Annotated in this window: 13 protein-coding genes; 8 read left to right on the plus strand and 5 right to left on the minus strand. The window is 60.2% G+C overall.

Features of this window, described 5'->3' with window-relative positions; translation table 11 throughout:
- Window positions 1-71: 71 nt before the first annotated feature.
- From AB4O01_RS28160 to phhA, 5 genes are all read right to left on the minus strand, one after another.
- The gene (locus AB4O01_RS28160) at window positions 72-254 is read right to left on the minus strand and encodes a hypothetical protein (protein WP_186624423.1); all 183 of its coding nucleotides are present in this window, start codon (window positions 252-254) and stop codon (window positions 72-74) included.
- Between the two features lie 71 nt (window positions 255-325).
- Window positions 326-457 carry a hypothetical protein gene (locus AB4O01_RS28165; protein ID WP_256573958.1) on the minus strand — a complete coding sequence of 44 codons (132 nt, stop codon included), beginning with the start codon at window positions 455-457 and terminating at the stop codon, window positions 326-328.
- 271 nt (window positions 458-728) lie between these two features.
- Window positions 729-1,922, minus strand: a complete 1,194-nt coding sequence (locus AB4O01_RS28170; RefSeq protein ID WP_460090171.1) for an amino acid aminotransferase — start codon at window positions 1,920-1,922, stop codon at window positions 729-731.
- Window positions 1,922-2,278 (minus strand): 4a-hydroxytetrahydrobiopterin dehydratase, encoded by a 357-nt coding sequence (locus tag AB4O01_RS28175; protein ID WP_003222798.1) that lies wholly within the window; start codon window positions 2,276-2,278, stop codon window positions 1,922-1,924. The genes AB4O01_RS28170 and AB4O01_RS28175 overlap by 1 nt, the downstream gene beginning before the upstream one ends.
- A gap of 116 nt (window positions 2,279-2,394) precedes the next feature.
- Window positions 2,395-3,186: a phenylalanine 4-monooxygenase gene (phhA, locus tag AB4O01_RS28180; protein ID WP_007965510.1), complete on the minus strand. Its 792-nt coding sequence runs from the start codon at window positions 3,184-3,186 to the stop codon at window positions 2,395-2,397.
- A gap of 391 nt (window positions 3,187-3,577) precedes the next feature.
- Here phhA and AB4O01_RS28185 point away from each other — a divergent pair, with 391 nt between their 5' ends.
- The 8 genes from AB4O01_RS28185 (at window position 3,578) to AB4O01_RS28220 (ending at window position 13,842) form a co-directional block, all read left to right on the plus strand.
- Window positions 3,578-5,137 carry a sigma-54-dependent transcriptional regulator gene (locus AB4O01_RS28185; RefSeq protein ID WP_099758329.1) on the plus strand — a complete coding sequence of 520 codons (1,560 nt, stop codon included), beginning with the start codon at window positions 3,578-3,580 and terminating at the stop codon, window positions 5,135-5,137.
- A gap of 313 nt (window positions 5,138-5,450) precedes the next feature.
- Complete coding sequence (locus AB4O01_RS28190; RefSeq protein WP_093439577.1) at window positions 5,451-6,191, plus strand: flagellar basal body rod protein FlgF; 741 nt, start codon at window positions 5,451-5,453, stop codon at window positions 6,189-6,191.
- Between the two features lie 45 nt (window positions 6,192-6,236).
- Complete coding sequence (flgG, locus tag AB4O01_RS28195; RefSeq protein ID WP_016984271.1) at window positions 6,237-7,022, plus strand: flagellar basal-body rod protein FlgG; 786 nt, start codon at window positions 6,237-6,239, stop codon at window positions 7,020-7,022.
- Between the two features lie 52 nt (window positions 7,023-7,074).
- On the plus strand, window positions 7,075-7,770 hold the full coding sequence (gene flgH / locus AB4O01_RS28200; RefSeq protein ID WP_034153262.1) for a flagellar basal body L-ring protein FlgH: 696 nt from the start codon (window positions 7,075-7,077) through the stop codon (window positions 7,768-7,770).
- Window positions 7,771-7,797: 27 nt separating this feature from the next.
- Window positions 7,798-8,886: a flagellar basal body P-ring protein FlgI gene (locus tag AB4O01_RS28205; protein WP_049802112.1), complete on the plus strand. Its 1,089-nt coding sequence runs from the start codon at window positions 7,798-7,800 to the stop codon at window positions 8,884-8,886.
- Window positions 8,887-8,897: 11 nt separating this feature from the next.
- A complete protein-coding gene (flgJ, locus tag AB4O01_RS28210; RefSeq protein ID WP_460090173.1) occupies window positions 8,898-10,190 on the plus strand; it encodes a flagellar assembly peptidoglycan hydrolase FlgJ in 1,293 nt (430 codons plus the stop codon).
- A gap of 24 nt (window positions 10,191-10,214) precedes the next feature.
- A complete protein-coding gene (gene flgK, locus AB4O01_RS28215) occupies window positions 10,215-12,260 on the plus strand; it encodes a flagellar hook-associated protein FlgK (RefSeq protein WP_460090174.1) in 2,046 nt (681 codons plus the stop codon).
- 13 nt (window positions 12,261-12,273) lie between these two features.
- Window positions 12,274-13,842 carry a flagellar hook-associated protein 3 gene (locus AB4O01_RS28220; RefSeq protein ID WP_093439595.1) on the plus strand — a complete coding sequence of 523 codons (1,569 nt, stop codon included), beginning with the start codon at window positions 12,274-12,276 and terminating at the stop codon, window positions 13,840-13,842.
- Window positions 13,843-13,880: the final 38 nt, after the last annotated feature.

The raw sequence follows: 13,880 nt of genomic DNA on the forward strand, positions 1-13,880 counted from the left end.
TAGGCTGCTTATGATACCGGCGTGGAGGCTTCTGGGGCGGGAAAAGTAAAACTATTTGCCGGGAGGCCGCTTCAGGGGTTGGCCGGGGCAACCAGTTGTGTGGTGACCAGCGCCGCGAGGGCATTTTCTTCGCTGCCGAAGCGGGCGAGCAGGGCGGCCTGTTTCTCGGGAGAGAGGCGGTTCCAGATCTCGATCATTTTCTCGGTGGTGCCGATCAGGACGGCAGCTTGGCTTTCGGAGAATTCGTCGGTCATGGCAGGCTCGGGGTTCAGGCAGTGTGGAAAGCGCATGTTAGCGCTTTCCACACGGTCTGTACGACGGGGTCTTACTCTTCGTTGTCGGCCGGGCGGCTCTCAACGGCTTCTTTCTGCTCGGGCTGTTGGGCTCCGGCTTGCTGCGTGGTCGTCTGCTCAGGTACGTGCAGGCTTGGGAAGGGGAGATTAGGAATCTCGTGCATGGTTGCGCTCCTCGCTAAGTCTGTTGATAGATCTGGTAGATCCGCGCTTCTTGAAAGCCTGCGCAGGATACAGCAGGAAAAATGACAATCAGACTTTTAATTCAAATTAATGCGACAGATGGCCGCAGGGGAGGCAAAAACGAAAGGTCACCACAGAACAAATGTAGGAGTGAGCCTGCTCGCGATAGCGGTGTATCAGTCAACTAAAATGCTGGCTGATACACCGCTATCGCGAGCAGGCTCACTCCTACAGGGTATTGCGGTGTTTAGACTATTTGCAGACGCTGGCGATGGCTTCTGCCAGCAAGGCGAGGCGCGTAGCGTCGATGCCGGCGACGTTCGCCCGGCCCGAGTTGACCATGTACACGCTGTGATGCTCACGCAGTTGTTTCACTTGCTCCGGCGACAGCCCGGTGTAAGAGAACATCCCGCGCTGCACGCCAATGTGTGCAAAACGCTCGCGCAGGCCATGCGGCTCCAGCGCTTCAACCAGGCCGCTGCGCAACTGCGCGATACGCAAACGCATGGCTTCCACTTCATCGGCCCAGCGGGCTTTCAGCTCGGGATCAGCGAGGATGGTTGCGACCACCGCAGCACCATGATCTGGCGGTGTCGACCACAAATTGCGGGCGATGTTGGCCAGTTGGCTGCGGATGTCGATGAGCTTGTCGGCGGTTTTCGTGCAGACGATCAGCGCACCGGTGCGGTCGCGGTACAGGCCGAAGTTCTTCGAGCAGGAGCTGGTAATCAGCAACTCTGGCACCTCGGCCGCGAACAACCGGGTCGACCACGCATCCTGCTCCAGACCGTCGCCAAAGCCCTGGTAGGCAAAGTCGATCAGCGGCAGCAGATTGCGGCTGCGCACCACATCGAGCACGCGCTGCCAGTCGTCATGGCTCAAGTCAAAACCGGTCGGGTTGTGGCAGCACGCGTGCAGCAGCACCACATCACCGTTTGGCACTTGATTGAGCACGGCAAGCATGGCATCGACGTCGAGGCGGTTGTCACTGCCCACGTATGGGTAGTGACTGACCTTGACCCCGGCCGTGGCGAAAATGGTTTCGTGGATCGGCCAGGTCGGGTTGCTCAGCCACACGCCCTTGCCCGGCAGGCACTGGGCGATGAAGTCGGCAGCCAGGCGCAGGGCGCCAGTACCGCCCGGCGTCTGGGTGGCGCCGGCACGTTGTGCGGCGATCAGCTTCGAGTCGGCACCGAGCACCAACTCATTGATGACTTTGCCGAACAGCGGGTTGCCGTGGCCGCCGATGTAGGTTTTGGTGTCCTGGCTTTCGACCAGCCGCGCTTCGGCGATTTTCACCGCCTCGGGGATTGGCGTCAGGCCTTGAGCGTCCTTGTAGACGCCAACGCCCAGGTCGAATTTGCGCGGGTTGGTGTCCTGCGCATACGCCTCCATCAAACCGAGGATCGGGTCGCCGGGTACCCGGCCGATGGCGTCGAAGTGCATTACTTGCGTCCTTCTGCGGTCTTGGCCACTTCGTCAGTGCGCGCAGCCATGATGAAGTCGTTGCGGTGCAGGCCTTTGATCGAATGGCTCCACCAGGTCACGGTGACTTTGCCCCATTCGGTCAGCAGGCCCGGGTGATGACCTTCGGCCTCGGAAATCTCGCCGACAGCGTTGGTGAACGCCAGGGCGTGCTTGAAATTCTTGAACAGGAAAACTTTCTCCAGCTGCATGATGCTGTCGCGGACTTCTATGTTCCAGTCAGGGATCTGCTTGATCAGGATCGGCAGTTCTTCGTCGCTGACTTGTGGCGCATCGGCGCGGCAGGCTTCGCAGTGGGCTTGGTTCAAAGTGGACATGGTGTATTCCTGAATCGAGTGTGTTTTTTTTATTAAAACGTTTGAGCCGTGAATGCCGTCACGCTAAACCAAAGTGGCGGCGACGGACAGGCTCAATTGTCAGCAAAAGTCGCGGTTCACGCGGCTTTCGGTTTCGGCGGAAACTTCGGTGCGTGCAGACCCAGCTGCATGCCTTGGCGAACCATGGCCATGATGTCTTCATGGGCCACGTCGAACAGACGCTTGAGGTTCGGCAGGACAAAGTACAGCGGTTGCAGGATGTCGATGCGATACGGCGTGCGCATGGCTTCGAGCGGATCGAACGCCTGATGCTCAGGTTCGTCCGACAGCGAATAAACGGTTTCTTTTGGTGAAGACAGGATGCCGCCACCGTAAATGCGTTTGCCTTGCGGGGTGTCGACCAGGCCGAACTCGATGGTCATCCAGTACAGGCGCGCCAGATAAACACGTTCTTCCTTGGTCGCCTGCAAACCAAGTTTGCCGTAGGTGTGGGTGAATTCGGCGAACCACGGGTTGGTCAGCAGCGGGCAGTGACCAAAGATCTCGTGGAAAATGTCCGGCTCTTGCAGGTAGTCCAGCTCTTCGCGGGTACGAATGAACGTAGCCACCGGAAATTGCTTGCTGGCCAGCAGTTCAAAAAAGGTCTGGAAGGGGATCAGTGCCGGCACGCGGGCGACCTGCCAACCGGTGGTCTCGCCAAGCACTTTGTTGATTTCGCCGAGTTGCGGAATGCGGTCGTGGGGCAGACCGAGTTTTTCGATACCGTCCAGATACTCCTGGCAGGCACGCCCTTCAATCACTTTCAGTTGGCGAGTGATCAGCGTATTCCACACCGCATGTTCTTCGGCGGGGTAGTCGATAAAACCTTGCGCATCGGGCTCGCGGGCCACGTATTGCGTCTGCTTCATACTGCTCTCCTGCTAGGGGAATTCGTTCTTGTTATGTCCAGCGATGGATTCAGAATTACCTGAGAGCGGGTTGATGTGCAGCAGGTTGAAGTGCCTCCACGTAGGAAGTTTCTCTGTAAATCGTAAAATTATCGTTACGCTTTGACGGATATCTCGCATTTGCGGTGATTCACGGGTTTGAAAAGGCCGGTGGCTGTCACATAATCTTGACAACTATCTGCGGGCCTCGGCAGAAAAATGGGCTCCGGGCGCACCGCAATACCTGTGGGAGTGAGCTTGCTCGCGAAAGCGCTGGGTCCGACACATCAATGCTGGATGTGCTGACGCCTTCGCGAGCAAGCTCGCTCCCACAGGGTCGGTATTCAACTCCCAATCTTGTCGGGCCTTATATATGCGCATCAAAGTCCACTGCCAGAACCGCATCGGCATCCTGCGCGACATTCTCAACCTGCTGGTTGCCTACGGGATCAACGTCGCGCGCGGTGAGGTCGGCGGTGAGCATGGCAACGCGATCTATCTGCATTGCCCGAACCTGATCAACATCCAGTTCCAGGCGTTGCGCCCGAAATTCGAGGCGATCGCCGGGGTGTTTGGCGTCAAGCGGGTTGGGCTGATGCCCAGCGAACGTCGGCACATGGAGTTGAATGCGCTGCTCGGCGCGCTGGAGTTTCCGGTGCTGTCGATCGACATGGGCGGCTCGATCGTGGCGGCCAACCGCGCGGCGGCGCAGTTGCTCGGCGTGCGCGTCGATGAAGTGCCGGGGATTCCGCTGTCGCGTTACGCCGAGGATTTCGATTTGCCAGAGCTGGTGCGCGCCAACAAATCGCGAATCAACGGCATGCGGGTCAAGGTCAAGGGCGACATCTTTCTGGCCGACATCGCGCCGCTGCAATCGGAGCACGACGACAGTGAAGCGATGGCCGGTGCGGTGCTGACCTTGCATCGCGCTGACCGCGTTGGCGAGCGTATCTATAACGTGCGCAAGCAGGAACTGCGTGGTTTCGACAGCATCTTCCAGAGCTCGAAAGTGATGGCCGCCGTGGTGCGCGAAGCACGGCGTATGGCGCCGCTCGACGCTCCGCTATTAATTGAGGGCGAAACCGGTACCGGCAAGGAATTGCTTGCGCGCGCCTGTCACCTCGCCAGTCCGCGTGGGCAGTCGCCGTTGATGGCGCTCAACTGCGCAGGCCTGCCGGAGTCGATGGCCGAGACTGAGTTGTTCGGTTACGGCCCGGGCGCGTTCGAAGGTGCACGCGCCGAAGGCAAGCTCGGGCTGCTGGAATTGACGGCGGGCGGCACGCTGTTTCTTGACGGTGTCGGTGAGATGAGCCCGCGTCTTCAAGTGAAGTTGCTGCGCTTTTTGCAGGACGGTTGCTTCCGCCGGGTCGGCAGTGATGAAGAGGTTTACCTGGATGTGCGGGTCATCTGTGCGACGCAGGTCGACTTGTCGGAGTTGTGCGCGCGCGGAGAGTTTCGCCAGGATTTGTACCACCGCTTGAACGTGCTCTCCCTGCACATCCCGCCGTTGCGCGAATGCCTCGACGGGTTGACGCCGCTGGTCGAGCACTTCCTCGATCAGGCCAGTCGGCAGATCGGTTGCACACTGCCGAAACTGGCGCCGGCGGCGATGGATCGCCTCAGTCATTACCACTGGCCGGGCAACGTGCGGCAACTGGAGAACGTTTTGTTTCAGGCAGTTTCGCTGTGCGATGGCGGCACGGTGAAGGCCGAACATATTCGTCTGCCGGATTACGGCGTGCGTCAGCCGCTTGGCGATTTCTCGCTGGAAGGCGGGTTGGACGAGATTGTCGGGCGATTCGAAAAAGCGGTGCTGGAGCGGTTGTATTCCGAGCATCCGAGCAGTCGGCAATTGGGTAAGCGGCTGGGGGTTTCGCACACCACCATTGCCAATAAACTGCGCGAGTATGAAGTCGGTAAAACCGATTCATAGCTCAAGCATGATCGTTCCCACGCTCTGCTTGGGAATGCAGCCCGGGACGCTCCGCGTCCCAAAGCGGACGCAGAGCGTCCATTGAGGCATTCCCACGCGGAGCGTGGGAACGATCATCTTTTGATCCTTTGCCGCCAAGCGGCATAACACCGCCGGTTTTTCGACTTCGATACATTTCAAATTTCCCCTCGCTATCCCCCAAGTCCTTTGTTTACCGGGCCTTTGCCCGCCAGAAAAAAGTTGGTCTGCAAATTGCTTATGGCTCAGCAGTACAGCGGTGGGCGGCAAACGTCCGGCATGCAGAGGAAAGAGTGTGGACAAGTACCTTTATGTGGCAATGACCGGCGCCAGCCAGAACGCACTGGCGCAGAAGGCTCATGCCAACAACCTGGCGAACATCTCCACCAACGGCTTTCAGCGCGACCTGGAGCAGGCGCGTTCGATGCCGGTGTTCGGTGACAGCTTTCCGGCGCGTGCGTTTGCCATGAGCGAACGGCCCGCCACCGACTTCACCCCGGGCTCGCTGGTGCAGACCGGTCGTGACCTCGACGTCGCCGTCACCGGCAATGGCTGGATCGCGGTGCAGAACCCGAACGGCGGCGAAAGCTACGTGCGCACCGGCAGCCTCAACGTCGACGCCCTCGGCGTATTGCGCGCCGGCAACGGTATGCCGGTGATGGGCAATGGCGGTCCGATCGCCGTGCCGCCCGAGCAGCAGATCGAAGTCGGTGAAGACGGCACCATCAGTATTCGTGCGATGGGCGAAGGCCCGCGTGTCATGGCGGAGGTCGACCGGATCAAGCTGGTCAACCCGGACATCAAGAACATGAACAAGGGCCTCGACGGCTCGATCTACACCAAGGACGGCCAGCCTGCGCCGGCTGATGCCAACGTCAAACTGGTGTCGGGTTTCCTCGAGTCGAGCAACGTCAACGCCGTTGAAGAGATGACCTCGGTGCTGGCCCTGGCCAAGCAGTTCGAGTTGCACGTCAAGATGATGAACACCGCCAAAGACGACGACCAGGCCATGGCTCGGGTCTTGCAGATCAGCTAATTATCAGAACGTCGCGCCGAAAAACAGGCGCACGAGGAGAATCGAATGCTTCCGGCTCTATGGGTTGCCAAAACCGGTCTGTCCGCCCAGGACACCAACCTGACCACCATTTCCAACAACCTGGCGAACGTGTCGACCACGGGTTTCAAACGTGACCGTGCCGAGTTCCAGGACCTGCTCTATCAGATCAAGCGTCAGCCTGGTGCCCAGTCGACTCAGGACAGCGAACTGCCGTCGGGTCTGCAAGTGGGTACCGGTGTGCGTATCGTCGGCACCCAGAAAAACTTCACCGCCGGCAGCCTGCAAACCACCGAGCAGCCGCTGGACATGGCCATCGACGGTCGCGGTTTCTTCCAGATCCTGCAGCCGGACGGCACCACGTCCTACACCCGTGACGGTACCTTCCACCTCGATTCCAACGGCCAGATCGTCAACGCCAGCGGTTTCGCTCTGGAACCGGCCATCGTCATTCCGAACGATGCCCAGACCTTCACCGTCGGCCGTGACGGCACTGTGTCGGTAACCATCGCCGGCAACCCGGCAGCGCAAGTGATCGGCAACCTGCAAACCGCCGACTTCATCAACCCGGCCGGTCTGCAAGCGGTGGGCAACAACCTGTTCCTCGAAACCGCTGCATCGGGTGCCCCGCAAGTCGGTACGCCGGGCCTGAACGGTTTTGGCACCATGCTGCAGAACACCCTGGAAACGTCCAACGTCAGCACCGTTGAAGAGATGGTCAACATGATCACCACTCAGCGCGCTTACGAGATGAACTCCAAGGTGATCTCCACCGCCGACCAGATGCTCTCGTTCGTAACGCAGAATCTGTAATCAAGTCTATGAGGCGGCCATGAGGTCGCCTGCAACACCGTGAGGTAGGGTCATGAATCGCTTTGTATCTGTTCTGGCATTGAGTGGGGTCGTCTCGCTCGCGGGCTGCGTCGCTCCGACGCCCAAGCCCAATGACCCTTACTACGCCCCGGTGTTGCCGCGCACGCCGTTGCCGGCTGCCGCCAATAACGGCTCGATCTATCAGGCCGGCTTCGAGCAGAACCTGTACAGCGACCGCAAGGCCTTCCGGGTCGGTGACATCATCACCATCACCCTGAACGAGAAGACCCAGGCGAGCAAGAACGCCAACTCGCAAGTGGCCAAGAACAGCAAGACCGGTATCGGTCTGACCTCGTTGTTCGGCGGCAGCGGTACCACCAACAACCCGTTGGGCGGTAACGATCTGAGTCTGGACGTTGGCTACAGCGGCGACCGCGCCACCAAGGGCGACAGCAAGGCCGCGCAGGGCAACACCCTGACCGGTTCGGTCACCGTGACTGTGGCCGACGTCTTGCCCAACGGCATCATTGCTGTGCGCGGTGAGAAGTGGATGACCCTCAACACCGGTGATGAGCTGGTGCGGATTGCCGGTCTGGTGCGTGCCGATGACATCGCCACTGACAACACCGTGTCGTCGACTCGTGTCGCCGATGCGCGCATCACCTACTCGGGCACCGGCTCGTTTGCCGATGCGAGTCAGCCAGGCTGGTTCGACCGTTTCTTCCTCAGCCCGCTGTTCCCTTTCTAGGTGGCGACTTTGAATTTCAAGAGCCTCATGCTCGCTGCGGCGCTGATGTCCGCAGCCTTTGCTGCCCACGCCGAGCGGCTGAAAGATATCGCCAGCATTTCCGGCGTGCGTTCCAACCAGTTGATCGGTTACGGCCTGGTGGTCGGGCTTAACGGCACCGGTGACCAGACGACGCAAACCCCGTTCACCCTGCAGACCTTCAACAACATGCTCTCGCAGTTCGGCATCAAAGTGCCGCCGGGATCGGGCAACGTGCAGTTGAAAAACGTCGCGGCGGTGTCGGTGAGTGCCGATCTGCCGGCGTTTGCCAAACCGGGTCAGCAGGTCGACATCACCGTGTCCTCGATCGGTAACTCCAAGAGCCTGCGCGGCGGCACCTTGTTGCTGACCCCGCTCAAGGGTATCGACGGCAACGTTTACGCCATCGCTCAGGGCAACCTGGTGGTCGGCGGTTTTGATGCCGAAGGGCGTGACGGTTCGAAGATCACCGTCAACGTTCCGTCGGCCGGTCGTATCCCCGGCGGTGCGTCGGTAGAACGTTCGGTGCCGAGCGGTTTCAACCAGGGCAACAGCCTGACGCTGAACCTCAACCGTTCCGACTTCACCACGGCCAAACGTATCGTCGACAAGATCAACGACATGCTTGGCCCTGGCGTTGCGCAAGCCATCGACGGCGGTTCGATCCGTGTCACTGCGCCGCTCGATCCGAGCCAGCGCGTCGACTACCTGTCGATCCTGGAAAACCTCGAAGTCGATCCGGGTCAGGCGGTGGCGAAAGTCATTATCAACTCGCGTACCGGCACCATCGTCATCGGCCAGAACGTGAAAGTGTCGCCAGCCGCCGTGACCCACGGCAGCCTGACCGTGACCATCACTGAAGACCCGATCGTCAGCCAGCCCGGCCCTCTGTCCAATGGCCAGACCGCTGTTGTGCCGCGCTCGCGGGTGAATGCCGAGCAGGAAGCCAAACCGATGTTCAAGTTCGGCCCGGGCACCACCCTCGACGAAATCGTCCGTGCGGTGAACCAGGTCGGCGCGGCACCGGGTGACTTGATGGCGATCCTCGAAGCCTTGAAGCAGGCCGGCGCGTTGCAAGCCGACCTGATCGTGATCTGAGGCCGACCATCATGGATATGCGCAAGAGCGGTATGGTCAGCAGCAGCGATTCGGGTTCCTACTCGGACCTCAATCGTCTGAACCAACTCAAGGTCGGCGACAAGAACAGCGATGCGAACATGCGCAAAGTGGCGCAGGAGTTCGAATCGCTGTTCCTTGGCGAAATGCTCAAGTCGATGCGCTCGGCCACTGAAGCGCTGGGCCAGGACAATCCGCTCAACACGCCAGCGGCCAAGCAGTATCAGGAAATGTACGACCAGCAGTTGGCCGTTTCCATGTCTCGCGAGGGCGGTGGTATCGGTCTGGCTGACGTGCTGATGCGCCAGATGTCGAAGAACAAACCGATGGCGCCGGGCGAGGCTGCTGCCGCGTCCGCGGCCAAGCAGGAAGAAGCCAAGGCGAAAGCTGCTGCCGTGGCTACGCCGATTGCCGCCGGCACCGTTGCCACCAATGGCCCGCTGTCGCGGCTCAATGGCGAGCGTCCGCTGTGGGCCTCGCGTTCGGTGAATGCACCGAACACCGATATTTCCCACCGCAATGACATGGCGCTGATCAATCAGCGTCGGCTGGCCTTGCCGCCGAAACTGGCCGATCGTTTGCTCGCAGGTCTGGTGCCGTCGGCGACGCCGGCGGCCGCCAATCAATTGCCGCAGCGTGCGACAACCGCTGCCACCACTGGCGCCGGCCCGTTGTACAACGGCGACTGGCTGGCCCGCGCCGAGACCGAGAAGGCCTCGGGCGGACAGATGCAGGTCTACGGTCGCGCCATGGCGCAGATTCCACTGGCGCCGGCGAAGAAAGCTTTCAGTTCCGCCGACGAATTCGTCAACACCATGCTGCCGATGGCCAAGGAAGCGGCCGACCGCATCGGCGTCGATCCGCGTTATCTGGTGGCACAGGCGGCGCTGGAAACCGGTTGGGGCAAGTCGGTCATGCGTGCCCAGGATGGCAGTAGCAGCCACAACCTGTTCGGCATCAAGGCGAGCAGCAACTGGAAGGGTGATTCGGCCCGGGCGATCACCAGCGAGTTTCGCAATGGCGAGATGGTCAAGGAGACGGCCGAGTTCCGTTCCTACGCCTCGTACAAGGACAGCTTCCACGATCTGGTGACTTTGCTGCAGAGCAATAATCGCTATCAAGATGTGCTGAAGTCTGCCGATAACCCAGAACAGTTTGTACGCGAGTTGCAGAAGGCCGGTTACGCCACCGACCCTAACTACGCAAGCAAGATTTCGCAGATTGCCAAGCAGATGAACAGTTTTCAAAACTACGCTGCGGCGGGTGTATCCACCACGCCTTTATAAGGCACAAGGTATAAGGTCTGAACCATGAGTTTGCTCAATATCGGGATGTCGGGACTGTCGGCCAGCCAGTCCTCTTTGGCTACGACAGGCAACAACATTGCCAACGTCGACACCGCCGGTTATTCACGTCAGCAAACCGTGCAGGGCACCAAATCCTCGCAGCAGTTCGGCACCGTGTTCATCGGTACGGGCACGACCCTGGCCGACGTGCGCCGGGTGTACAACTCGTACCTGGAAAGCCAACTGCACACCGCTACTTCGCTCGACAGCGAATCGGCTGCTTACCTGGCGCAGGCCACACCGCTGGACTCGATGCTGTCGGACACCAACACCGGCCTGACCGGTGTGCTGCAGAAGTTCTTCACCACGATGCAGGGCGTTTCGACGTCGGCGACCGATGACACCTCCCGCCAATCGGTGCTGACCGGTGCGCAGGCGCTGACCAGTCGCTTCAATACCATCGCCAAACAGCTCAACGACCAGAACACCACCATCAACGGCAGCCTTGGCGACATGACGGCCCAGGTGAACAAACTGGCCACTTCGATTGCCAACCTGAACCAGAAAATCGGCGAGATCTCCACCAGTGGCGGTGCGCCGAACGATCTGCTCGACAGCCGCAACGAAGCCGTGCGCCAGCTCTCTGAACTGACGGGTGCACAAATCGTCGAGCGTGGCACCAGTTTCGACGTCTACATCGGTAGCGGTCAGCCGCTGGTGATCGGCAACACCACCAACACGCTGAGCATGGTCGCGAGCAAAGACGACCCGTCGCGCATGGCCATCCAGATGGATCGCGGTTCGAGTACCATCGACATCACCTCGGCGATGAGCGGCGGTGAAATCGGCGGCCTGCTGACTTACCGCAAAGAAGTCCTCGACCCGTCGCTCAACGAGCTGGGCCGCGTGGCGCTGGTGATCGCTGATCAGGTCAACAGTCAGCAAGCCCAGGGCATCGACAAGAACGGTGACTTCGGCGCGGCGATTTTCAACAACATCAACAGTGCCGCGCTGATCAGTTCGCGCAGTATCGCGCAGTCGGGCAACAGCACCGGTTCGGGTAACCTCGATGTCACCATCAAGGACACCGGCAAGCTGACCACCAGCGATTATCAGGTGACGTTCACCAGTGCCACTGACTACACGGTCAAGCGCTCCGACGGCACCGATCTGGGTGCGTTCAGCACGACGACCAATCCACCTCCAGTGATCGACGGTTTCACCCTCGCGCTCAAAGGTGGTGCGTTGAGCGCTGGTGACAGCTTCAAAGTCACGCCGACCCGCAATGCGGCGGCGAGCATCCAGACAGTGCTCACCGATCCGAAGAAAATCGCTGCGGCCGGTCCGTTGACCGGTGTGGCGAGCGCCAACGGTCTGGGCACTTTCACCCAGCCGACGCTCAACAGCAAAATCGATATCTACAACCCGACTGCCCAGGCTGACATGCAGGCGGCGCTGAAGAATTCGACGCCGGTCAAGCTGGTGTTTGGTGCGGTCTCCGGGGGCAGCCAGTCCTACACCTTTGTGGATGCCAAGGGCGGCCTCATCAGCAGCGGCACTATCGTTCCCGGTCAATCGAACACGCTGGACCTGAAAGTCGGCATCGTCGATGCCAGCGGCAACCCGGTGATGGACACCAGTGTTACGCCGAACGTGCAGAAGACATTCTCCGTACAGACCACCGTTGGCGGCACGCCGAAGTCCGGCGAAACCTTCACCATGAATCTCACCGGTGCGGCGTCTTCGGACAACCGCAACGCGCAATCGCTGGTCGCCCTGCAAACGGCGCAGACCGTCGATACCGGTTCGGCGAGCAAGGGCATCAGCCTGACTGACGCCTACAACAAGCTGGTGACCAACGTCGGTACCAAAACCGCCCAAGGCAAGTCCGACAGCGCCGCGACCTCGGCGATTCTGGATAACGCCAAAGGCGCGCGCGACTCTCTGTCCGGGGTCAACCTGGATGAAGAAACCGGCAACCTGGTCAAATACCAGCAGTACTACACAGCGTCTTCGCAGATCATCAAAGCTGCGCAGGAAACTTTCGCCACGCTGATCAACAGCCTTTAAGGAGTCGTAATTCATGCGCATTTCCACCGCCCAGTATTACGGCACGCAAGCGTCGGACTATCAGCGTAACTTCAACAAGGCCGTCGCCACTGCCAGCGAGGCGAGCAGCCTGCAGCGCATCAATACCGCCGCCGATGATCCGATCGGTGCCGGGCGCTTGCTGCAACTGGGCCAGCAGGCCGCGATGCTCGATCAGTACAAGACCAACGTCGACAGCACCAAAAGTGCATTGACCGTGCAAGAATCCACGCTGGATTCGATCACCACCGCGTTGGCCCGCGCCAAGGAACTCGCCCTGGCCGCCAACAATGGCACGGCCACCGACAAGGACCGCCAGGCTTACGCTTCGGAAATGGGCCAGATCCAGCAACAAGTGCTGGGTCTGATGAACGCCAAGGATGCCAGCGGCAACTACCTGTTCTCTGGTTCGAAGACCGACACCGCGCCGTATTCGCAGAATGCCGACGGCACCTACAGCTACAACGGTGACCAGACCACGATCAATCTGGGCATCGGCGATGGCATGACGATCGGCACCAACACCACCGGTTGGGCTGCTTTCCAGCAGACCATCAATACCGCGCGTACCAATGTCGCCATGACCGCACCGGCAGTGGATGACGGTCGCGTCGTACTGTCCAACGGCACGATCGGTACCGTAGCCACTTACAACTCCAAGTTCACCGCTGGCCAGCCGTATACCGTCAGCTTCCTCAGCAGCACCCAGCTGAAAATCACCGATGCCCTTGGCAACGACGTGACGGCTGAGGCGAGCCAGAACGGTTTGGTCAGCAACAGCAGCGGTGCCAACCAGACGGTCAGCTTCCGTGGCGTCGACATGAAGCTGAACATCAACCTGAAGGCTGGTGATACCAACCCGGACGCGGTCATTGCCGGCCACAGCTTCCAGTTGTCCACCGCGCCTGACTCGTTCACTACCACGCGCAGCCCGGGTAACCCGTCGACCGCCGTGATTACCGGTTCGAGCATCACTGACCAGGCAGCGTACACCGCGGCATTCCCGCAGGGCGGCGCCGTTCTCAAGTTCACCAGCGCCACCGCATTCGATCTGTATGCCGCGCCGGTGACTGCGGACAGCAAACCGGTGTCCTCGGGCACTGTGGCCGGTAGCAACGCCACGGCGGCAGGCGTGACCTTTGCTCTGGGCAGCGCACCGGCCACGGGTGATCAGTTCTCGATCCGCCCAAATGATCACCAGACCCAGAACGTGCTCGACACCCTCGGTCAGATGATTACTGCTCTGAATACACCGATCGATGGTGATCCGGTGGCCAAGCAGAAATTCCAGGGCGCCATGGAGGCGGGCCTCGGCAACATCGACGCGGCCAACAATCAAATCGGCGCTGCGGTGACCGAGATTGGTGCTCGTGGTCAGGCGCTGGAAATGCAAGCCACCACCAATGACAGTCTGAGCACCGCGAATACCACCACGCAAGGTTCCATTCGCGATTCGGATCCGGCTGAAGTGATGACGCGACTGACCCTGCAGCAGACCATGCTGCAAGCTTCGCAGCTTGCGTTCAGCAAGATCAGCCAGTTGGGTCTGTTCAACAAGATCTGATCCTCAACGGGCGCGTAAGCGCCCGTTTACCCTGCCAC

The organism is Pseudomonas sp. S2_E02, from assembly GCF_054668355.1.

Bases quoted from the DNA above. Each gene is read 5' to 3' on its own strand.
- AB4O01_RS28220 (WP_093439595.1), top strand. From the start codon at position 12,274: ATGCGCATTTCCACCGCCCAGTATTACGGCACGCAAGCGTCGGACTAT.
- AB4O01_RS28170 (WP_460090171.1), bottom strand. From the start codon at position 1,922: ATGCACTTCGACGCCATCGGCCGGGTACCCGGCGACCCGATCCTCGGT.
- flgH (WP_034153262.1), top strand. From the start codon at position 7,075: ATGAATCGCTTTGTATCTGTTCTGGCATTGAGTGGGGTCGTCTCGCTC.
- flgJ (WP_460090173.1), top strand. From the start codon at position 8,898: ATGGATATGCGCAAGAGCGGTATGGTCAGCAGCAGCGATTCGGGTTCC.
- AB4O01_RS28160 (WP_186624423.1), bottom strand. From the start codon at position 254: ATGACCGACGAATTCTCCGAAAGCCAAGCTGCCGTCCTGATCGGCACC.
- AB4O01_RS28175 (WP_003222798.1), bottom strand. From the start codon at position 2,278: ATGTCCACTTTGAACCAAGCCCACTGCGAAGCCTGCCGCGCCGATGCG.
- AB4O01_RS28165 (WP_256573958.1), bottom strand. From the start codon at position 457: ATGCACGAGATTCCTAATCTCCCCTTCCCAAGCCTGCACGTACCTGAG.
- phhA (WP_007965510.1), bottom strand. From the start codon at position 3,186: ATGAAGCAGACGCAATACGTGGCCCGCGAGCCCGATGCGCAAGGTTTT.
- AB4O01_RS28185 (WP_099758329.1), top strand. From the start codon at position 3,578: ATGCGCATCAAAGTCCACTGCCAGAACCGCATCGGCATCCTGCGCGAC.
- AB4O01_RS28205 (WP_049802112.1), top strand. From the start codon at position 7,798: ATGCTCGCTGCGGCGCTGATGTCCGCAGCCTTTGCTGCCCACGCCGAG.
- flgK (WP_460090174.1), top strand. From the start codon at position 10,215: ATGAGTTTGCTCAATATCGGGATGTCGGGACTGTCGGCCAGCCAGTCC.
- flgG (WP_016984271.1), top strand. From the start codon at position 6,237: ATGCTTCCGGCTCTATGGGTTGCCAAAACCGGTCTGTCCGCCCAGGAC.